13 protein-coding genes are annotated in these 20,239 nt (G+C 37.5%); 11 read left to right on the top strand and 2 right to left on the bottom strand.

From position 1 onward, the window contains the following. Positions 1-13 precede the first annotated feature (13 nt). From QUD79_RS14805 to QUD79_RS14775, 7 genes are all read left to right on the top strand, one after another. The gene (locus QUD79_RS14805) at positions 14-604 is read left to right on the top strand and encodes a Maf family protein (protein ID WP_184424659.1); all 591 of its coding nucleotides are present in this window, start codon (positions 14-16) and stop codon (positions 602-604) included. Between the two features lie 5 nt (positions 605-609). Further along, entirely contained in the window at positions 610-2,073 is a 1,464-nt protein-coding gene (gene rng / locus QUD79_RS14800) for a ribonuclease G (RefSeq protein WP_184424658.1), read from the top strand. A 49-nt stretch (positions 2,074-2,122) separates the two neighbouring features. Next, entirely contained in the window at positions 2,123-6,112 is a 3,990-nt protein-coding gene (locus tag QUD79_RS14795) for a YhdP family protein (protein WP_184424657.1), read from the top strand. Next, positions 6,105-6,935, top strand: a complete 831-nt coding sequence (locus tag QUD79_RS14790; RefSeq protein WP_184424656.1) for a carbon-nitrogen hydrolase family protein — start codon at positions 6,105-6,107, stop codon at positions 6,933-6,935. Before QUD79_RS14795 ends, QUD79_RS14790 begins: the two co-directional genes overlap by 8 nt. Before the next feature lies 1 nt (position 6,936). Further along, the gene (tldD, locus tag QUD79_RS14785; protein ID WP_184424655.1) at positions 6,937-8,376 is read left to right on the top strand and encodes a metalloprotease TldD; all 1,440 of its coding nucleotides are present in this window, start codon (positions 6,937-6,939) and stop codon (positions 8,374-8,376) included. A gap of 513 nt (positions 8,377-8,889) precedes the next feature. Further along, entirely contained in the window at positions 8,890-9,189 is a 300-nt protein-coding gene (locus QUD79_RS14780) for a DUF2607 family protein (RefSeq protein ID WP_184424654.1), read from the top strand. Positions 9,190-9,352: 163 nt separating this feature from the next. Beyond that, complete coding sequence (locus QUD79_RS14775; RefSeq protein WP_184424653.1) at positions 9,353-11,749, top strand: TonB-dependent receptor; 2,397 nt, start codon at positions 9,353-9,355, stop codon at positions 11,747-11,749. Positions 11,750-12,519: 770 nt separating this feature from the next. Here QUD79_RS14775 and QUD79_RS14770 read toward each other — a convergent pair. Further along, positions 12,520-13,350, bottom strand: a complete 831-nt coding sequence (locus tag QUD79_RS14770; RefSeq protein ID WP_184424652.1) for a CvfB family protein — start codon at positions 13,348-13,350, stop codon at positions 12,520-12,522. 116 nt (positions 13,351-13,466) lie between these two features. On the opposite strand from QUD79_RS14770, the gene QUD79_RS14765 reads away from it, so the two are divergent. After that, entirely contained in the window at positions 13,467-13,598 is a 132-nt protein-coding gene (locus QUD79_RS14765) for a hypothetical protein (protein WP_281401844.1), read from the top strand. 60 nt (positions 13,599-13,658) lie between these two features. Here QUD79_RS14765 and QUD79_RS14760 read toward each other — a convergent pair whose 3' ends face one another. Next, on the bottom strand, positions 13,659-14,105 hold the full coding sequence (locus QUD79_RS14760) for a tellurite resistance TerB family protein (protein ID WP_184424651.1): 447 nt from the start codon (positions 14,103-14,105) through the stop codon (positions 13,659-13,661). 167 nt (positions 14,106-14,272) lie between these two features. Here QUD79_RS14760 and nagX point away from each other — a divergent pair, with 167 nt between their 5' ends. The 3 genes from nagX to QUD79_RS14745 all read left to right on the top strand — a co-directional run bounded on the left by nagX (position 14,273) and on the right by QUD79_RS14745 (position 20,133). After that, on the top strand, positions 14,273-15,418 hold the full coding sequence (nagX, locus tag QUD79_RS14755) for a transmembrane glucosamine N-acetyltransferase NagX (RefSeq protein WP_246454975.1): 1,146 nt from the start codon (positions 14,273-14,275) through the stop codon (positions 15,416-15,418). 366 nt (positions 15,419-15,784) lie between these two features. Beyond that, positions 15,785-16,975 (top strand): efflux RND transporter periplasmic adaptor subunit, encoded by a 1,191-nt coding sequence (locus QUD79_RS14750; protein WP_184424650.1) that lies wholly within the window; start codon positions 15,785-15,787, stop codon positions 16,973-16,975. Positions 16,976-16,977: 2 nt separating this feature from the next. Next, a complete protein-coding gene (locus QUD79_RS14745; protein ID WP_184424649.1) occupies positions 16,978-20,133 on the top strand; it encodes an efflux RND transporter permease subunit in 3,156 nt (1,051 codons plus the stop codon). Positions 20,134-20,239 lie beyond the last annotated feature (106 nt).

Below are 20,239 nucleotides of genomic sequence, written 5' to 3'. Positions count from 1 at the left end.
TAGGGTTGAGTAAATGAACCATAAACTTATTCTTGCTTCTCAATCACCTAGGAGAAAAGAGTTACTGACTCAACTTGGTTATGACTTCGAATGTTTAAGTGCAAATATTGACGAAAGTCAGCAAGAGTCTGAAGGAGCGAGTCAGTACGTTAAGCGGCTTGCTTTAGCAAAAGCTCAACACATCGCGCAAAATAAACCTCAAAAGCTTATTGTTTTAGGCTCTGATACAGCCGTTGTGTATCAAAATACTATTTTAGGTAAACCTGAAAACCTTACGCAGAGCATTAAAACGTTGAGTTTACTGTCAGGTAAAACACATCAAGTACTAACAGCAGTAGCTGCCGTGCAAGGTACATATCACGAGGTGATTGAGGTTGTAACAAATGTCACCTTTAAAGTGTTAACAGAGCATGAAATTATTAATTATTGGCATACTGGTGAACCACAAGACAAAGCAGGTTCATATGGTATTCAAGGTATTGCAGGGCAGTTTGTCACTCATATTAGCGGCAGTTATAGTGCGGTAGTTGGTTTACCCTTATTTGAAACAGCACAGTTACTTGCTAAGTTAGATTTACCCACTGCAATACAGCAAAAAGGTTGAAAATAATGAATGGGGAATTACTGATCAATGTGACACCTAGCGAAACTAGAGTGGCATTAATTGAAAATGGTGTGCTGCAAGAGGTGCATGTAGAACGTGAAGCTCGCAGGGGGCTTGTTGGTAATATTTATTTAGGCAAAGTGATCCGCGTGTTACCTGGTATGCAGGCAGCGTTTGTTGATATAAATTTAGAAAAAGCGGCATTCTTACATGCTTCAGATATTAACTCTACTCTCATTACAAACGAAGATAAAGAGTCAAAACAAGTACCAGATATTCGAAGTTTAGTACACGAAGGCCAGCACATTGTAGTGCAAGTAGTTAAAGATCCGCTTGGTACTAAAGGCGCAAGGTTGACTACAGATATTACTGTAGCAGCACGGTACTTAGTTTTAATGCCAAATGCGAGCCATGCAGGTATTTCACAGCGAATTGAAGATGCTGCGGAGCGAACACGATTAAAAAATATTGTTACTCCTTATTGTGATGATGAGCATGGCTTTATTGTACGAACAGCGGCTGAGGGAGTAGGAGAGAGCGAACTTAAACATGACGCAGAGTTTTTACGAAGGGTATGGTCTAAGGTATTAGAGCGTAAAAAGCGCAAGCAAACAAAAATAGCATTATATCAAGATCTATCACTTGCATTTAGGGTGCTTCGAGACTTTGTTGGTGTATCGTTAGAGCGCGTTAGAATAGATTCTAAGTTAACCTTTGATCAGTTAAGTGACTTTACAAAAGAATTCGTACCAGAGTTAACTGGTTTGATGGAATATTACCCTGGTGAGCGACCTATTTTTGACTTGTTTGATGTTGAAAACGAAATTCAACGGGCTTTGCATCGTAAAATTATTTTAAAGTCAGGTGGCTACTTAATTATTGATCAAACAGAGGCGATGACCACAATTGATATCAATACCGGAGCGTTTGTAGGGCATCGTAATTTAGAAGAAACCATTTTCAACACTAACATTGAAGCTACGCAAGCAATAGCAAGGCAATTAAGGCTGCGTAACTTGGGTGGAATTATTATTGTTGATTTTATTGATATGACTGATACTGATCATAAGCGTAGAGTGCTGCATAGCCTTGAATCAGCTATGGCTAAAGATAAAGTAAAATTTAGTATCAGCGGTTTTTCTGCGCTAGGCTTAGTTGAGATGACGCGAAAAAGAACACGTGAAAGCCTTGAGCATATTTTATGTGGAGAATGCGAGGTTTGCTCAGGTAGAGGTAATTTAAAAACAGTAGAAACAGTTTGCTATGAAATTCTAAGAGAAATAGTGAGAGTAAATAGAGCTTACGATGCTGATAAATTTATTGTATACGCATCGACGTTAGTCAGTGAGTCATTAATTAATGATGAGTTTCATAATTTAGCAGAGCTAGAGGTATTTATTGGTAAGCAAATTAAAGTGCAAACTGAAACCATGTATAATCAAGAGCAATTCGACGTTGTTATGATGTAATTAAACTCAAGTGAGTTAGTGGCTGTTGAGTGTTTTTAAAAGAGTATAAATGAGTATTTCTAAAGTCTTAAATCGTTGGTTAAACCGTTTTTACAAAATCATTGCTATTTTGTTGGTGTCCTTTGCGGTTTTGATAAGTTCATTAAGGTTACTACTTCCTTATGCTCATAACTATCGCCTCGACTTTCAAGATTATATTAATACCACCTATCAAAGTAATGTTGTTATAGGCTCATTACACATGGATTGGAAAAGCTCTGGTCCATCTATGGTTGCTAATAATGTAAGTTTTCTTCAAACCGATGGCGTTGAAATATTTATCGGTGCTATCGATTTTCATCTCGACTTTTGGCGTAGTATCCGCCAATTAAACTTTGTAACGAAAGCATTAACGCTTGACGGTGTAAAAGTTTATGTAAATAAAGGCGTAGTAATAAATACAGAAAAAAATAACCAGCAATTAGCGATAGTCGATAATGTTACTGAGTTATTTTTACAGCGCATTAATCGCTTTTCATTACGTGATAGCCAAATTATCTACCGTACCGAACAAGAAGTGCAAACCTTTCTAATTAGCGAGTTAAATTGGTTGAATAATGGAGATAAACATCGCGCTGAAGGTAAAGTAATCATTGATGGTTTAACTTCTAATAATCTAAATTTAGTATTAGCACTAGAAGGAAAAAAACTGTCAACAATGAAAGGGACTGTCTATGTTAAAGCAAATAAAGTTAACATAACTCCCTGGCTTGATAAGGTGCTAGCGATAAAAGATGAAGATACTCACTCTTCGATTAATTTTGATGCGTGGTTAGCAATTAATGATGGCTTGATTGAGAATATTAAAGTCGCTTTAGGGGAAAATCAGATTGTTTGGCAACACTTAGCCAGTATACAGAGTTTTAATATCGAGCACGGCTTAATTCTGATTGAAAATATTAGCGATAATCAATACTTCAACTTCAGTACATCAGAACTCACCTTTAGATCAAATAACAGAGCTTGGTTACCACTAACAATAGAAGTATCTGCTAATAAAAACCAATACAGTGGCTATATTTCAAGTATAGATGCTGAAGGTATAGCGCAATTAGTTCCTTTATTTACCAGTAATAAAGATGCCAGAAAACTGTTATATAGCCTAGCACCTCAAGGGGTTTTAAATGACGTTGTTTGGCAAACCAAAGATTCAAAAACAAGTGTAACTGCAGAGTTTTCACAACTTGGAATTAGTTATTATCAAGGCATACCTAGCATTAACCAGTTATCGGGTGAAGTGCTTTACCACGATCAACAATTATTGATGAAAGTGCAAAGCAATAATGGTGAAATTGACTTTAAAGAGCATTTTATTAAGCCCATTCCTTACCAAACGTTAGCAGCAACAGTTTCTTTATTTTTTCAAGAAAGCGGCGTGTTAGCTAAGATTAACGATATATCACTAAACTCAGAAGAAATCAGCCTATCAGGCGAAGTAACTATTGATGCCCGTGATGATAAGCCTATTACCATGGCCTTATTGGCAGATGTTCAAAACGTTGATGTTAAAAATGCACCGCATTATTACCCAGAACTATTAATGGGACCTGACTTAGTTAACTACTTGAATAAGTCTATTATCAGCGGTAAAGCTACACAGGCCCAGGTATTGTTTAATGGCCCACTAGTTGATTTTCCATTTACTGAGCAACAAGGTATTTTTACCGTTGATGCAGAATTAACTGACGCGACTTTTAAATTTGACTCGGAGTGGTCGGCGATTGAGCAGTTTAATGGCAATTTAAACTTTACCAATAATAGTATGTTGATCACAGGGCGCTCAGGATCACTTGAAGGTGTTGACGTAAGTGGTGTGACTGCGCGTATTGATGAATTAGTTGGCGCTCAGCTACTGGAAATTGAGGCTGGCTTTAATAATACAAAGGCGGCTGATGTTACTCTTTTAATGCAAAAAAGTCCGTTAAAAGAAAGTGTAGGGGTTGTTTTAGAGCAAGTTAAGGTGAGTGATAATATTGCAGGAACTTTTTCACTGACTATCCCGCTAGAGGACACCGACAATACGGTGGCGAAGGGAACTGTTGTATTTACTAATAATAGAGTGTCATTAACTGCCCCTGAAATGGAGTTTGAACAGGTTAATGGTCAGTTAAACTTTGTGAATGATGTTATTACGACTAAAAATATTAAGCTAAATTGGCGCGATTTACCCTTAGCATTAAACGTGAATGCAGAGACAACACCTGAGCATTATCAGACGAATATTGATATTACTGCAGATTGGTCTCAAGCATTATGGCAAAAGCAATTACCCCCATTATTAAAAGATTATGCTAAAGGCCCTTTACAATGGCAGGGTGAATTAACCCTTAAAAATGCTGATGATGGTCAGTTTAAATATGACTTGTTGGTATTGTCAGATCTTGCGCAAACAGAACTAAAGCTTCCAGCACCATTTGAAAAAGTAATAGACGACAAACGTTCAGTACTTGCTAAAGTACAAGGTAACGAAAAGCAATCTATCATAGATGCTGTTGTCGGTAAGCAAATGAGTTTTTACGGCGTGTTAGATCATGAGCTAGTAACATTTTCACGAGCCCATTTAATTCTAGGTAAAGAGGATATGTTACTGCCACTTAACGGCTTTCATATTACTGCAAATTTAGAAAAGGCTAGCTTTGAGCAATGGCAGCCTTTCGTTGTTGATATTATTGACTCATTAGCTAGCTTTTCAAATGATGAAGATAATGTGCAATCGCCTTCTTTGCTTACTCAACCTCAGCGGATTAGGGGCGAAATTTCTCAATTTACACTATTAGGAGAAACACTCGATAATGTTGCTTTTAATATATCTGACGAACAAGCTTGGTGGTTGCTAGCGCTTAGTAGCACACAAGCTAGAGCCGATATTAAGTTTTTACCCAATTGGCTTGAACAAGGGGTTGTGGTCGAGGCAGACTTTATCAATCTTGCTAATACAAAAACGGTGTTACCTAGCGTAGAGTCGAAAAGTGTTAATGAACAACAAGTTATTCCAATTCCAACAAAGTCAATTGAAGAAATTGCTCAAGAGAATGCTGCTGTCGCACATATATTCAATAATGTGCCTCCGGTAACGTTCAGTTGTAAACAATGCCAATACAATGGCTTAGATTTGGGTCAAATCGATTTTCTGATCAAACGAGAGGATGATAACACAATCGCGCTGAATAACTTTGTAGCAAAACGTAAGCGCAATAATGTGAGCTTTGATATGCTATGGCAGCGACAAGCAGATAATTATATTACGTCTATTAATGGAAAGTTATCAATTGATGATTTGGAGCAAGAGTTTAAGCAGCTTGGTTTTGCTTCATTGATCAAAGATAGTGGTGTTGAAGCAACTTATGATATTAATTGGCAGGGTGCACCTTATCAATGGAATGTTGAGACGCTTAATGGTGAGCTTTACACTAAACTAAATGACGGATATTTGGCTGACATTGATGATAAAGGGTTGCGAATTTTTTCCGTGCTGAGTTTACAGTCTTTAGTACGAAAGCTAACATTGGATTTTCGTGATATTTTCAGCGATGGTATGTTTTATAGCCAAATAATAGCCGAAGCACACATCAAAGATGGCGTACTTTATACTGATAACGCAAAAATGAAAGGGGCTGCTGGTGACCTTTCAATTAAAGGTAATACCAACCTGTCGGCTGGCAATCTTGACTATAGAATGTCGTATAAACCAAATTTCAGTGCCAGTTTACCTGCGATTGCTTGGATAGCCACATTAAACCCAGTCACATTTTTAGGCGCATTAGCATTAGATGAAGTGTTAATTTCTAAAGTTTGGTCAGAGTTTAACTTTGAATTAACCGGTAATATTAATGAGCCTGATCTGCGTGAAGTTAACCGCAAAAGCCAAAACATTAGTGTGGGTCGCTCGACACCTCCACAAATAGTAGATGCTGAAACAAATATTCAAGAAGATAAAAAAGCTGCTGAGATAAAGCTTCCAGCTAAAGAAGTAAAAGAACTGGATAAAATCGATGGTTAAATTATCAGTAATGCAAATGTGCTCTGAGCCTAATGTTGAAAATAACTTAGCTTATATCGAGCAGCAGCTTTCAGGTTTAAAAATAGCAGATGAACACATAGTGGTGTTGCCTGAATGCTGTTTATTCTTTGGCGGAAAGGATGCTGACCAACTCGCACTAGCCAAAGAAACAGCACCAGACAATAGCTTGGTGGCTGAATTAGCAGCAATAGCAAAGAAGTACCAAATAATTTTAGTGGCAGGTAGCATTCCTTTACTCACAGAAGAAGGTGATAAGTTTACTAATTCATGTTGTGTTTTTTCTTCAACAGGCGAACAAATAGGGCGCTATGATAAATTACACCTGTTTGATGTAGTGGTTGATGATGCTGAAAAAAATTACTTTGAGTCCCGTTATACACAAGCAGGTAAAGAAACAAAGGTATTGCCAGTCACTCAGAATATTAACCTAGGTCTAACGATTTGTTATGATTTACGCTTTCCTGAATTGTTTCGCTCCCTAACAAGCCAAGGAGCCAATGTGATCACCGTGCCGAGTGCTTTCACTAAAGTAACTGGAGAGGCGCATTGGCAGGTACTACTTCAAAGTAGAGCCATTGAAAATCAGGTTTATATAGTAGCCGCTGGGCAGTCGGGCACTCATGCAAGTGGCCGAGAAACATGGGGCCATAGTATGATAATTAGTCCTTGGGGTGAAGTGCTAACAAATTTAGCAGACCAAAACGGCTGTGCTACAGCAACGTTTTCACTCGAAAACTTAAAAAAAGTACAACAATCAATGCCAGTAAGGGCACATAACCAGTTTATAACCAAGTTGAAATAATATGAATAGTGTAGAGCAAGAGCTCTTGGCCGATAGCCAGTTAGATCCTAGTTTCTTAAATAAAACCCTTTCAAGTATTTATCAGCGACAAGTTGATTTTGCGGATCTGTATTTTCAAGCAAGTAGTCATGAGTCTTGGATGCTCGAAGATGGGATCGTAAAAGAAGGTTCGTATAATATCGAACGTGGCGTTGGTGTTCGTGCGATATCAGGAGAAAAAACCGGCTTTGCCTATTCTGACGATATTACGCCTGAAGCTTTAACTATTGCAGCTGATGCCGCTAAAGGCATTGCTGCTGCCGATAAAAATGGCAGCGTTCAAGCCTTTAAAAAGCAAAATGTGTCACTTATTTATCAAGCGACAGACCCGTTAACAAGCTTAGCTCAAGAACAAAAAATAACGTTACTACATGAAGTTGAAGCACACGCTAGATCGGTTGATGCAAGAGTTAAACAAGTGATCGTGAGTTTATCGGGCGTGTATGAAAAAATATTAGTAGCTGCAACTGATGGAACTTATGCAACCGATATTCGTCCGTTAGTACGATTAAACTGCTCAGTGCTTGTTGAAGAAAATGGCAAGCGTGAGCGAGCAAGCGCTGGTGGTGGTGCACGTACAGACTACAGTTACTTTTTTGAGTTAGAAAATGGTAAAGCGCGTTACTTGAGTTATGCTGAAGAGGCGGTACGACAGGCCTTGGTTAATTTGGTGGCAGTGGAGTCACCCGCTGGTAATTTCCCGGTAATTTTAGGCAGTGGTTGGCCCGGTGTATTGTTACATGAAGCTGTTGGTCATGGTTTAGAAGGTGACTTTAATCGTAAAGGTTCATCAACTTTCTCAGGTCGTATTGGTCAGCAGGTTACCTCTGAACATTGTACTATTGTTGATGATGGCACCTTGCAAAATCGTAGAGGCTCTATGTCGATTGACGATGAGGGCACGCCTTCACAATACAATGTGTTAATCGAAAAAGGCATACTAAAAGGTTATATGCAAGATAAACACAACGCGGGCCTAATGGGCGTTAAACCTACAGGTAATGGGCGCCGAGAGTCTTATGCTCACTTACCTATGCCACGTATGACAAATACCTATATGTTAGCCGGCGAGCATGATCCGAAAGACATTATTGCCACAGTAAACAAAGGCATATATGCGCCCAATTTTGCTGGTGGCCAAGTTGATATCACCTCAGGCAAGTTTGTCTTTACAAGTTCTGAAGCGTATTTAATTGAAAATGGCGAAATTACCACGCCAATAAAAGGCGCAACATTAATTGGTAGTGGGCCAGAAGCAATGAGGAATGTAAGCATGGTAGGCAATGACTTAACCCTTGATGCCGGAGTGGGCGTTTGTGGTAAAGATGGTCAAAGCGTACCTGTAGGCGTTGGGCAGCCAACCTTAAAAATTGATGAAATGACTGTAGGTGGAACACAGTAGTGAGCGATATAACTTCATACCATATATGGCTGTAAAGCATTCTGCTTAGCGACTTTAATTGCTTTGTAATTAGACAGGCTCCATATATGGCATGAGTTATTGTTTCACAATAGTTTTAATAACTTAACCTGAGTTCTGGATAAGCTAAGCAGGTCAATGTCACGATTTTTGCGCGTATCTGCGTTGCCTGCATGGACGTAGGTACTTGGTTTTTGTCTGGAACTAAAAAACCGTTAATTTGCTACTAATAGCTCGCTATTAGGTACGCAAACTTGCCTTGATTCACTCAACACTTATAACATTGATATATAACTACATAAGCAATACGATTGTTCTATAGTAAGTAATTTAAAAATATAACTTTATCTGTATTGAAAGTACATCCGTTATCCAGAGCTCAGGTTAACTTAAATAACCAACACAATGCAGAGCCTATTATCTTTAAAGAAAAGATCAATTTTCCTATTTGCTTCATTGTATTATTGTCTTTAGTGTTATAGTATCACAATCACTATGAGTACTTTAAAACTAAAACTAATTCCGAAATATCGATTAACCAGCCTATTCATGCTGGTGTTTTTGTTGTTTTTTAGTTTAGGGCATGCTCATACGATAGATGTAACAAAGTCTAATGTTGAACAACAAGAGTGTAATTTATGTCAACATAATATTGGTAGCATACCTCAAAGGCTCACGGTAACACCTGTTGAAATCAGTGAGTTTACGCAGCCTTCGACGATAGACAATATTAAGCATGCGACTAAAACTGATTACTTTTCCCCTCAATTAAGAGCGCCACCAACTCATACCTAACCAGTATACAAATTTCTATTATTAGCTTTGCTTAACCCAAGTGAAGTTAATTTAAGCTATCCAATATTGTTTCGCTATTTTAGTGAATGTTTATTTATTGGGGCGTAGAACATTCGAACAAATATTTTCCAGAGATATACATTTTTCAATTAGGTAAAAAATAATGTTAAATAAATTAGTAGCAGCTAGCTTGCTATCATTAATGTATAGCCAGACGGGCTACGCACAAGAAGTAATAGGTAAGATAAAAGACTTGTCAGGTAAACCCATTGTTAATGCAGAAGTAAGTCTTGTAGGTAGTAGCCGAGTGGTTAAAACTGATAAAAATGGCCAGTTTTCTATCGACAACCTTAATCGTGGGGTAGTCGAATTACACGTTACCGCAAAAAGTTATAGTCATAAAAATCAGCGTCTCACAATAGGCGAAGCCGATCTAACCGAATTTGAACTAACACTAATACCAAGTGTTATGGAAGTTATTGATGTACATGCTACTCCGCTACATTCATCTAATATAGAGTCGGCTTTACCGGTTAACGTGTTGGCTGCAGACGAACTTCGCACTAAACATGCCTCAACTCTTGGAGAAACGTTAAAGAATGAGGTTGGTGTACATTCATCTTACTATGGTCCTGCGTCTAGTAGCCCGATTATTAGAGGGCTTGATGGGCCAAGAGTATTAATTACTCAAAATGGATTAGATGTTGGAGATGCGTCACGCGTTGGGCCAGATCACGCAGTTTCTTCCGATACCGCAAATGCTCAACAAGTAGAAGTACTGAGAGGCCCAGCAACACTCTTTTATGGGAGTGGTGCTATTGGTGGTGTTGTAAACGTTGTCGATAATAGAGTTCCTCAATATTTAGATGACAGTGTCGACTATATGGTTAAACATAATGATGTTGCGGATGAAAATGAAGTATCAATAGCGGTAAATACATCGTTTAATAACTTTGCATTTCATCTTGATGGTTTTTGGCGAAATGCTAATAACTACAACATTCCTGGCAACTCAGAGTCTGAAAATCATCATGAAGATGGTGAGCATAGCGAGCACGAAGAGGCGAACACTGGTATTTTATTAAATAGTGACGGTAAAGCATCTGGTTTTACTTTAGGCTCAAGTTATATTTTTGATAGCGGTTATATTGGTTTTTCATACGGCAGAACAGATCGCACATATGGTATTGTCGGTCACAGTCATACGGAGCATGAACATGAAGATTATCACGATGAAACAGGTGAAGAAATAGGGCATGAAGAGGAGCGTGTATATGCTGATCTGAGTCAAAACAAATTTCAAATGCTGTCAGAGTGGAATATTAATAATGCAATTATTAGACAAATTAATAGCAAAATAGCCTTTACAGACTATCAGCATAAAGAAATAGAACATGATGTGGTTGGCACCGTTTTTACCAACGACATGCTCGAAGCGCGAATAGATGCATACCACCAAGAGTTTGATGGTTGGAAAGGCGCGTTTACTTTACACTATAAAAATACCGACTTTTCAGCACAAGGTGTTGAAGCATTTACCCCACCGTCAGAAACAGAATCAATCGCCGTTGCTTGGCTAGAGGAAAAACATTTTGATGATGTATTAATCCAGCTCGGTGCTAGGGTTGAGCATATTTCAATTAACGTTACATCAGCATTAAATAGTGGTGATTTTGTTGGTTTATTAGATGAAGAATACACTTTTACACCAACAAGCGCTTCTTTAGGTTTAGTTTGGGATTATCAGCCAGGATATAACTTAGGTGTGTCGGCGGCTATCTCTCAACGTGCACCTTCCGCAGCTGAGCTATTTTCATTTGGCCCTCATATCGGTACAAGTACTTATGAAATAGGCGCCTTATATCAAGTTGAATATCACCAGGGTCATCAACATAATCATTTTGGGCTTAGTGATAGCCAAGCAGAAATAGAGACTTCTTATAACCTAGACTTAACATGGAGAAAGTTCGAAGGCGACTTTGGCTTTGTTGTTAGTGCTTTTTATAACCGTATTAACGATTATTATTACGCACAAAATACGGGCTTGTTTTTTAGTGAGGAACACGACCACGACCATGATCATGATGAAGAAGAGACTCATGAAGTAGGGCTACCTATTTATAATTACCAACAAAATGACGTTAATCTCTACGGTATAGAAGCAGAACTTGTTTACCAGATTAATAACAATGTTAAAGCAACCTTGTTTAGCGATTATATTCGAGCATCTTTAGTTGATGGTGGTAATTTACCTAGAATACCGCCTTTACGTATTGGAGGACTACTGAATTACCAAGTAGATAGTTATGAAGCAGAGGTGTCGGTGAGTCGCTATAATCAACAATCTAGATTAGCGCCATTAGAAACTCACACTGATAGTTATACTATGATCGATGCGCATCTAAACTACTACTTGCAAGGGGTTGGTGATGATTTAGTGCTGTTTATTAAAGCGAATAACTTAACCAATAAAGAAGCGCGTGTACATTCATCATTTTTAAAAGAGCTTGCCCCGCTACCTGGACGTGGTTTTACCGTTGGTTTTAGAGGCAGCTTTTAAAGAAATGATAAGCTAAAATCACGAATTTGAACCAGTAAATAGTTAATAATTACAGCCTCTTAAACATGTATGTTTAAGAGGCTTTTTAATGATAATTGTTGATATGCACTGACAGTGAACAACACCTTAACCTGTGTATAATACCAATCTCACTAATTATGTGATCATTTCTACTGGTTAAAACAATCAACTACTGCGTTATTTATTTTATAATTAGAACAACTAGTTATAAAATAAATGCCTTGTATTTGCCTGTTTTCACTGCGTATAAAATAGATCACTTATTTAATGAAACTGGTATAAGGCAGCTATTTTGATGAACAAGTTTTTACCACGTTCATCAAGTATGCAAACATATAAAAGTCGGGCATGTAGATCGATTCCCCAATAATATTTAACCTGAGTCCTTGATAACGGATGTACGAGTAATGCCGATAAAGTTATATTTTTCAACTGCTTATTATATAACAATCGTATTGCTTATGTAGTTATAAATCAATGTTATAAATCAATGTTATAAGTGTTGAGTGAATCAAGGCAAGTTTGCGTACCTAATAGCGAGCTATTAGTAGCAAATTAACGGTTTTTTAGTTCCAGACAAAAACCAAGTACCTACGTCCATGCAGGCAACGCAGATACGCGCAAAAATCGTGACATTGAGGTGCTTAGCTTATCCCGATTCAGGTTAAATATTATCAGCCCGTTATGTGGGCGTGTTTTGGTAGAATCTACACTTAAAACGTATCAGATTAAATAGGTGCTACTATACACTAGGTTAGTTTTATACCGTTTGGCTCTATTGTTAATTTACCTTGCTTTAACAAGTTACCAACTGTTGCTTTAAATGTTTTTTTGCTTACACCTAGCTCTTTTTTGATCAGCTCAGGAGCGCTTTTATCATTCAATGGGCTATGCCCACCATGTTGGGTTAAATAGGCAATGAGCTGGCTACTAAAGTCGATTACTTTTCCTTTACCAGCACGAGTTAAGGTTAAGTCAATTCGTTCATCTTCACGTACTTGCTTAATATAACCTGTAACTTTTTGGCCAACGCGTAGTGGTTGAAAAATTTCGTTATCGTACAGTAACCCCCAATGCTTATCGTTAATTACTGCCTTAAAGCCAAGGTCAGTTTTTGCGGCTATCATTAATTCAACTTTTTCTTCCACTTGGTAATCTGCAGGCCAAATATCAACAAATTTATCAATTTTACTCGAAGCAATTAGTCGTTGAGTGCTATGGTCAAGAGATATTCGTACCAGATAATGACGGCCCACTTCCATTGCTTTATGTTGTTGATTATATGGAACCAATAAATCTTTTGGTAAGCCCCAGTCAAGAAAAGCTCCCATTTTATTTACCTGTACAACCTTAAGTGAAGCAAAGGTATCAACTTCCGCATAAGGTTTTTGCGTTGTAGCTACTAATCTATCGGCTGAGTCCAAGTAAATAAATACAGAAAGTTGCTCACCAATTTCACAGTTGGCAGGTAAGTATCGATTGGGTAACAGTATTTCACCCAAATCGCCTGCATCTAAATAGACACCGTTGTCGGATTTTGCAATTACAGGTAGGGTATTAAATTTGCCAATATTAGCCATAGTTTGCCATAAGTTGGTTAATACTAATCTCACTAACTATGTGAATATTTCTACCGGCTAAAACAATCAACTACTGCGTTATTTATTTTATAATTATCACTACATGGGTGTAGCTTATGTGGACAATGAATGAGCATTATTGTCCTGAACAACTCGTTATGAAAATAAATACCTTGTATTTGACTGTTTTCACTGTGTATAAAATAGAACACTTAATTAATGAAACTGGTATAAGTAAAAACAGTTAAATTTATTATATCGCGAATTGATAGTTAGCGCTGAAATAATTTATTTCACACTAGCTCAAACTAGGAGGATATTACATCTTTTGCTTGTATATATTCACTTTGGCGCAAGTGCAATAAGTCAGCAATTCGTCTAATAGTATGCTCTTCAATCGCACTCACTTCGCCATCTGCTAAGGCTAATAACCATAAGTGCTTTACCATTTCTATTTTTTCTTTAATTGTGCAGTTTTTATTAATTTTAGACGTGAACTGGTAAAAGTCTATGGCATGTTCACTTGTTAAAATAGCTTCTTTTATTAATAAAGAAACTTCTTCTTCATTAAGTTTAAAGCGGTGAGTAATTAGCTGGGTTAGCTGCGCAAGCTCTTCTTCATCTAACTTTCCGTCAGCGCGCATTACTTCACATAACAATACGGTTGACGCCATTTCGATAGAAAGCTCGCTATCACTATTAACTGTCTCTTGTTCAGATAGTTCGGTTAAGAATTGTTTTATCTTTGTGATCATTGTGGTGTTGTCCGTTAGGTTATTTTAAAGACCCTAGTAGTTAGCATCCCTATATCGCATATATTATGCAAGTGCGAAGTGTAATATTTTATTGCATTTTGGTGGCTGAACTTTACAATCAATAATGACAGCGCTGTCTAAGCGCCTTTAAATTGGGTGAAAATTAAATGGAAGATCAATTGAACACCACAAAGCCTGAGCAAAAAAAGAAACGCTTATTATCAGTAGATGCATTACGTGGCTTTGACATGTTTTGGATTTTGGGAGGAGAAAAATTCTTTGCTGCATTATTTATTATTACTGGCTGGTCTTTTTTTCATATCGCCTCTTTACAGATGGTACATTCAACTTGGCATGGCTTTACGGCTTATGATCTTATTTTCCCTTTATTTATTTTTTTGTCTGGTGTCAGCTTAGGTATTACAGGTAAGCCTTTATCGCATTACCCCCCTGAAAAAGCTAAGTCAATCGTATTACATGGCGTTAAAAGGTTAGTCATACTAATGTTGTTAGGGATTATCTATAACCATGGTTGGGGCAAAGGTATTCCTGCAGATATTGAGTCTATTCGTGTAGCTAGTGTTTTAGGTCGAATTGGTATTTCTTGGTTTGTTGCGGCTTTACTAGTGTGGTTTTTTAGTGAACGAGTTCAGTGGATAGTTGCATTAACTGTGCTGCTTGGCTATTGGTTACTATTGTCTAGTGTGTCAATAGCAGGCTTAGGGGGCGGTGACTATTCAGCAGATGGGGCAATTAACGTTTGGTTTGATCAGCATTTTTTACCTGGCGCTATACTTCGAGATAAAGCTTTTGATCCAGAAGGGGTTTTATCGAATTTACCTTCTATAATTAATGCGCTTTTTGGGGTGTTTACTGGGCGATTTATAATCAAGTATTCTGCTAATGCCCTAAAGCTAACTTCGTTCTTGATACTTGCTGGTATTTCAATGGTTATTCTCGGTTATGTTTGGGGAATATTTTTTCCAATAAATAAAACGTTGTGGACAAGTTCTTTTGTATTGGTTACCTCAGGTTTTAGTATTTTATTATTAACACTTTTTTATGTATTGATCGATGTGGTTAAAATAAGGGCTTGGGCTACTTTCTTTGCAGTAATTGGTACTAACTCAATTGTTGTCTATGTTGGCAGCAGCGTCGTTAGCTGGGGATACATCAGTAAAAGCTTTTTAGGAGGCTTAATTAATATTGCACCGCCTGGTTGGTCTTCGCTCATATTTTTTGGCGGTGTAGTGCTATTTCAGTGGTTAGTGTTGTACTGGTTATATTGCCGAAAAATTTTTATAAAAATATAATATTTGGTGAGTTACGCTAATTTAGTATTGGCATACCGATCAATTTTCGTTCCTATTTTTTGTGAATTTCATTTCTTTTTCTTGCTATAAGTTGCTGTTATTAAAAGGTAAAAAATTAAAGTTGAAGCCTTTTTATTAATTTTACAAAAACGGCGTAGATCTTGTAATAAGTATTTACACTTTATTTAAATTTTATAAAGGTAATATCGTTAATATATTAGCCATTATAAAAACAACATAACTATAACAATTTTTTTATCATTATTAGCTTGCTTGAAATTCATTCATTAACAACGAATAGTCTTTAATTTTAATTGCAGGGCCAATAATTACTCAAATTGCTATACATTACTTGGGGACTTAGTGATGACAAGAAAAAAACAAATAATTGTACCAATAGCGATAATAGCGGCAGGGGCTTTACTGTTTATATTATTTTCTAACATGAAAAAACCGCCCGAAGAAAAAGAAAAAATTGATACAACACCAATTGTATCAGTTCAACCTGTGGCCATTGGCCCTATGGTATTGGAGGTTAACTCGTATGGCATTGTTACGCCAAAATATGAAACAGAGCTAGTTGCACAAGTTAGTGGACCAATCGTTGAACTTTCACAAACATTTGAACGAGGTGGTTTTGTGGCTAAAGGTCAATTATTGGCACGTATTGACCCGAGTGATTATGAAGCTGCATTAATTGATGCTCAAGCGAACTTGGCGTCAGCACGCGCATCATTAGAAAAAGAACGTGCTCAAGGTAAAGTTGCTGAGCAAGAATGGAAAGAAATTACAGACACTTCACCCACTGAATTAAGTTTACGTAAACCTCAGCTTGCGCAAGAAATAGCACGAGTTAAAGCGGCCCAAGCGTCAGTATTAAGAGCAAAGCGTAATATGGAGCGTACAGAAATTAGAGCGCCGTACGATGCAATGATAGAGAATCGAAATATAGGTTTAGGTTCATTTGTTGGTACCGGCAGTATGGTAGGTAAATTATTAGGTACTGCGATAGCTGAGGTTCGCCTTCCAGTTGCCGATGGTGAGCTACAATTTTTAGCTGAGCAGGGTAAAGATGCATCAGTTGTGCTTATTGGCGATTTTGCGGGTCAAGAAATTGAGTGGCAGGCTAAGGTAATACGTAGTGAAGGGGTAGTTGATGCAAAAAGCCGGATGAGCTATTTCGTTGCACAAGTTCAAGACCCTTATGGCTTAATTGATGAAAAAAAACATGAAATACCACTGAGGTTTGGCGCGTATGTTAATGCGAAAATTAAAGGAATAGAATTAACAAGTGCAACCATAGTACCTCGATATTTAGTGGTTGATGATAAAATTGCGACCTTAGATCAAGATAACAAGCTTCAATTTGTTGCTATTGATATTGTGCGTCAAGTCGGACGAGATGTCATTGTAGCAAGCGGGCTTAATGAAGGAGATCAGGTAATAACCTCAGCTTTAGATTATCCGGTTAATGGCATGAAGTTAGCCTTGCCAGATGACGAAGAAGGTGATTTACCAAAAACAGATGAAACGCAACTAGCAAGTATTAAGGATTAGTTATGGATGATACTAATAAAGGCTTAATTGCTTGGTTTGCACGTAATAGTGTTGCAGCAAATCTTTTAATGATATTTATAATTGTTGGTGGCTTGCTTACCGCATTTACAATTAACAAACAAATGTTCCCCCAATTTAAAATTAACTGGATCCAATATACTGCGGTATATCCTGGTGCTGCGCCGCAGGAAGTTGAAGAAGGGATCACGATCAAAATAGAAGAAGCGCTAGAAACAATTCAAGGTTTAGAGCGTGTTATTACGTATTCTAATCGTAATGCATCGTCGGGGTACTTTCGTGTTGATGAAAGCTATGATCCGCAAGTCGTTTTAGAAGAAATAAAGTCTGCGATAGATTCAATACCAAGCTTTCCTGACGGCATGGAGCGCCCGAAAGTAGAACGTATTAAGTTTCGCCAAGAAGTAATGTATATCAGCTTATATGGTGACTTATCAACGAAAGAACTAAAGGAACTTGGCCGTAATATTCATGATGAGATACAGCAGCTACCATTAATTAATATTTCTGAGTTTTATAGCGGTTTAGGTTATGAAATCTCAATAGAAGTGAGCAAAGACAAATTACGTGAATATAATTTAGGTTTTACCGATGTGGCTAGTGCGGTTCGAAGCTATTCACGCAATATGTCTGCAGGGCAAATAAAAGCCGAAAATGGTTATATAAATTTACGAGTTGAAAACCAAGCCTATCGTGGGCATGAATTTGAACAAATTCCGTTAATGACCTTAGCTGATGGTAGCAAAGTGCTGCTAGGTGAAGTAGCTACTGTTAATGATGGTTTTCAAGAAGGAATTCAATACTCAAAGTTTAATGGTAAAAATTCGATGACCTTTTTTATTGGTGCTGCTGAGAATCAAAGCATTACTGATATTGCCGATATTATGCACAAATATGTTGCCAAGAAAAGTGAAGAGTTACCCAATGGTGTAGATTTAGAAACATGGGTTGATATGACTTATTATCTAGAAGGTCGTTTGACTATGATGCTAGATAATATGAAAAGTGGTGCATTTCTTGTGTTCTTAATGCTAGCGTTGTTTTTACGCATTCGTTTAGCGTTCTGGGTAATGATGGGCTTACCGGTCTGTTTCCTAGGTACATTATTAGTTATGCCGATGGAATTCGTAAACGTTACTATTAACATTACGAGCTTATTTGCATTCATATTAGTACTAGGAATAGTCGTCGATGATGCCATTGTTATGGGTGAAAGTGCCCATAGTGAAATAGAAAAAAATGGCCAGTCAACAGAAAGTGTTATTCGCGGAGTACAACGTGTCGCAATGCCAGCAACATTTGGCGTGTTAACAACGGTTGCAGCTTTTGTGCCTTTTATTTTAGGTGATGGTCCATCATCAGCTTTTAGTAAATCAATTGGCTTTGTGGTTATCTTCTGTTTGCTATTCTCTTTAGTTGAATCAAAACTTATTTTACCAGCGCATTTAGCCGGTATGAAACCTAAGAAGTTTAATCCGAAGAACCCGTTAGATAGAGTCAGAAGAAGTATAGATAAAGGATTAAAACACTTTGTTGATACAGTTTATAAGCCCTCATTGGTCGTATTTATCCGCTATCGTTATGGTGTATTAACCTTTTTTATATCGCTACTGTTGATCAGTGCGGGTTTATATAGTGGTGGAATTTTACGTTTTGTTGGTCAACCTAAGATACCCCATGACTTTCCACGCATTAGCATTGAGATGAATGTCGATTCTTCTGACAAGGCAACGTTAAATACTTTATTAAGAGTAGAGAATATTCTAAATGAGCAAGATAAAATAATTGAACAAGAGTTTGGCAAAGGTATGATTGCCGATATGAATGTTGAATTACGTGGACGTATTGCTGGTAATATTACTGTTAAACTTGTTGAGCCTGAAGACCGAGTAATGGATACCTTTGCTTTAGCTGACAGGTGGCGAAAAGCTATCCCTAAAATGGCGGGTGTTAAGTCATTTAGTATTAGTGATAACTTATTTGGTGGTGGACGAGAAGATGGCGATATTAGTTTTAGGCTTGAGAGTAAAAATGATGATCAACTCTTAGCAGCCGCTATTCAGCTTAAAGCTAAACTTAATTCTTTAAAAGGTGTTGGCGATGTTAATGACAGCCGACAAACGAGTGCTAAAGAAGTACAGTTTGAACTAAAACCACTTGCTTATAGTTTGGGTTTAACCTTATCTGATATCGCCTCGCAAGTTGGTTATAGCTTTTATGGTTTGGAAGCACAACGAATCTTACGAGATACCGAAGAAATTAAAGTAATGGTTCGTTACCCACTAGAGCAGCGCAGTTCAATTGGTCATGTTGATAATGTGATGATCAAAGCGCCTAATGGTGCAGAATTACCACTTTCAGAGTTAGCCGATATTAAATTAACTGAAGGGGTTACCAGTATTCGTCGAGAAAGTGGTAATCGAACAATTAATGTGTGGGCAACGGTTGATGCAGACCAAGTGGAGCCTTTTGCGATTGCTAAAGATATTCGTGAAAACTTTATTCCTAAGTTATTGCGTCAGTTTCCTACAGTTAAAAGTGAAGTTACTGGGCGAATTCAAGAAGAAATGGAAAGTGCGGCTGAACAAATGCGCGACTTTATCATTTCATTAATGGTTATTTACTCGTTATTAGCGGTACCGTTACGTTCTTATTCACAACCTTTTATGATTATGTCGGTGATCCCTTTTGGCATTATAGGTGCTGCCTTTGGTCACTTAATACTCGGTATGGATATGAATACATTATCAATATTTGGTATTATTGCAGCTGCTGGGGTTGTGGTGAACGACTCGCTGGTTATGGTTGATTATGTTAATAATGCGCGCAAAGAAGGCATTCCCCTTAAAGAGGCGGTTGTTTTTGCTGGAACACGTCGTTTTAGAGCGATAATGCTAACGTCTATTACTACTTTTATTGGCTTAGTGCCTATTGTTTTCTTTGAAACAAGCATGCAAGCTAAATTGGTTGTGCCAATGGCGGTGTCATTATCTTTTGGTGTATTGTTTGCAACAATTGTAACGCTAGTATTAATACCAAGCTTATACGTAATTATTGAAGACTTGCGTGGAGTATTTAAGCGGAAGAAAAAAGCAAGTAGTGTTTCTGATAGCAACTCAACAGAAGTGCTTTCAAGTTAATACAGAAAAGGTAAGGTTAAGATAAATCTAATATCACTTACTTTAAAGCCCTGTTTTGTAACAGGGCTTTTTGCTAACAATAATAAGCGCATTAAAAAGTTATACC

Source organism: Thalassotalea piscium (genome assembly GCF_030295935.1).
Taxonomy (GTDB): Bacteria; Pseudomonadota; Gammaproteobacteria; order Enterobacterales; family Alteromonadaceae; genus Thalassotalea_B; species Thalassotalea_B piscium.
Note: the sequence above shows the minus strand (reverse complement) of the source record. Positions and strands in the feature narration are given on the sequence as shown.

Coding starts and splice junctions, on each gene's coding strand:
- QUD79_RS14805 (WP_184424659.1), top strand. CDS start 14: ATGAACCATAAACTTATTCTTGCTTCTCAATCACCTAGGAGAAAAGAG.
- rng (WP_184424658.1), top strand. CDS start 610: ATGAATGGGGAATTACTGATCAATGTGACACCTAGCGAAACTAGAGTG.
- QUD79_RS14795 (WP_184424657.1), top strand. CDS start 2,123: ATGAGTATTTCTAAAGTCTTAAATCGTTGGTTAAACCGTTTTTACAAA.
- QUD79_RS14790 (WP_184424656.1), top strand. CDS start 6,105: ATGGTTAAATTATCAGTAATGCAAATGTGCTCTGAGCCTAATGTTGAA.
- tldD (WP_184424655.1), top strand. CDS start 6,937: ATGAATAGTGTAGAGCAAGAGCTCTTGGCCGATAGCCAGTTAGATCCT.
- QUD79_RS14780 (WP_184424654.1), top strand. CDS start 8,890: ATGAGTACTTTAAAACTAAAACTAATTCCGAAATATCGATTAACCAGC.
- QUD79_RS14775 (WP_184424653.1), top strand. CDS start 9,353: ATGTTAAATAAATTAGTAGCAGCTAGCTTGCTATCATTAATGTATAGC.
- QUD79_RS14770 (WP_184424652.1), bottom strand. CDS start 13,350: ATGGCTAATATTGGCAAATTTAATACCCTACCTGTAATTGCAAAATCC.
- QUD79_RS14765 (WP_281401844.1), top strand. CDS start 13,467: ATGTGGACAATGAATGAGCATTATTGTCCTGAACAACTCGTTATGAAA.
- QUD79_RS14760 (WP_184424651.1), bottom strand. CDS start 14,105: ATGATCACAAAGATAAAACAATTCTTAACCGAACTATCTGAACAAGAG.
- nagX (WP_246454975.1), top strand. CDS start 14,273: ATGGAAGATCAATTGAACACCACAAAGCCTGAGCAAAAAAAGAAACGC.
- QUD79_RS14750 (WP_184424650.1), top strand. CDS start 15,785: ATGACAAGAAAAAAACAAATAATTGTACCAATAGCGATAATAGCGGCA.
- QUD79_RS14745 (WP_184424649.1), top strand. CDS start 16,978: ATGGATGATACTAATAAAGGCTTAATTGCTTGGTTTGCACGTAATAGT.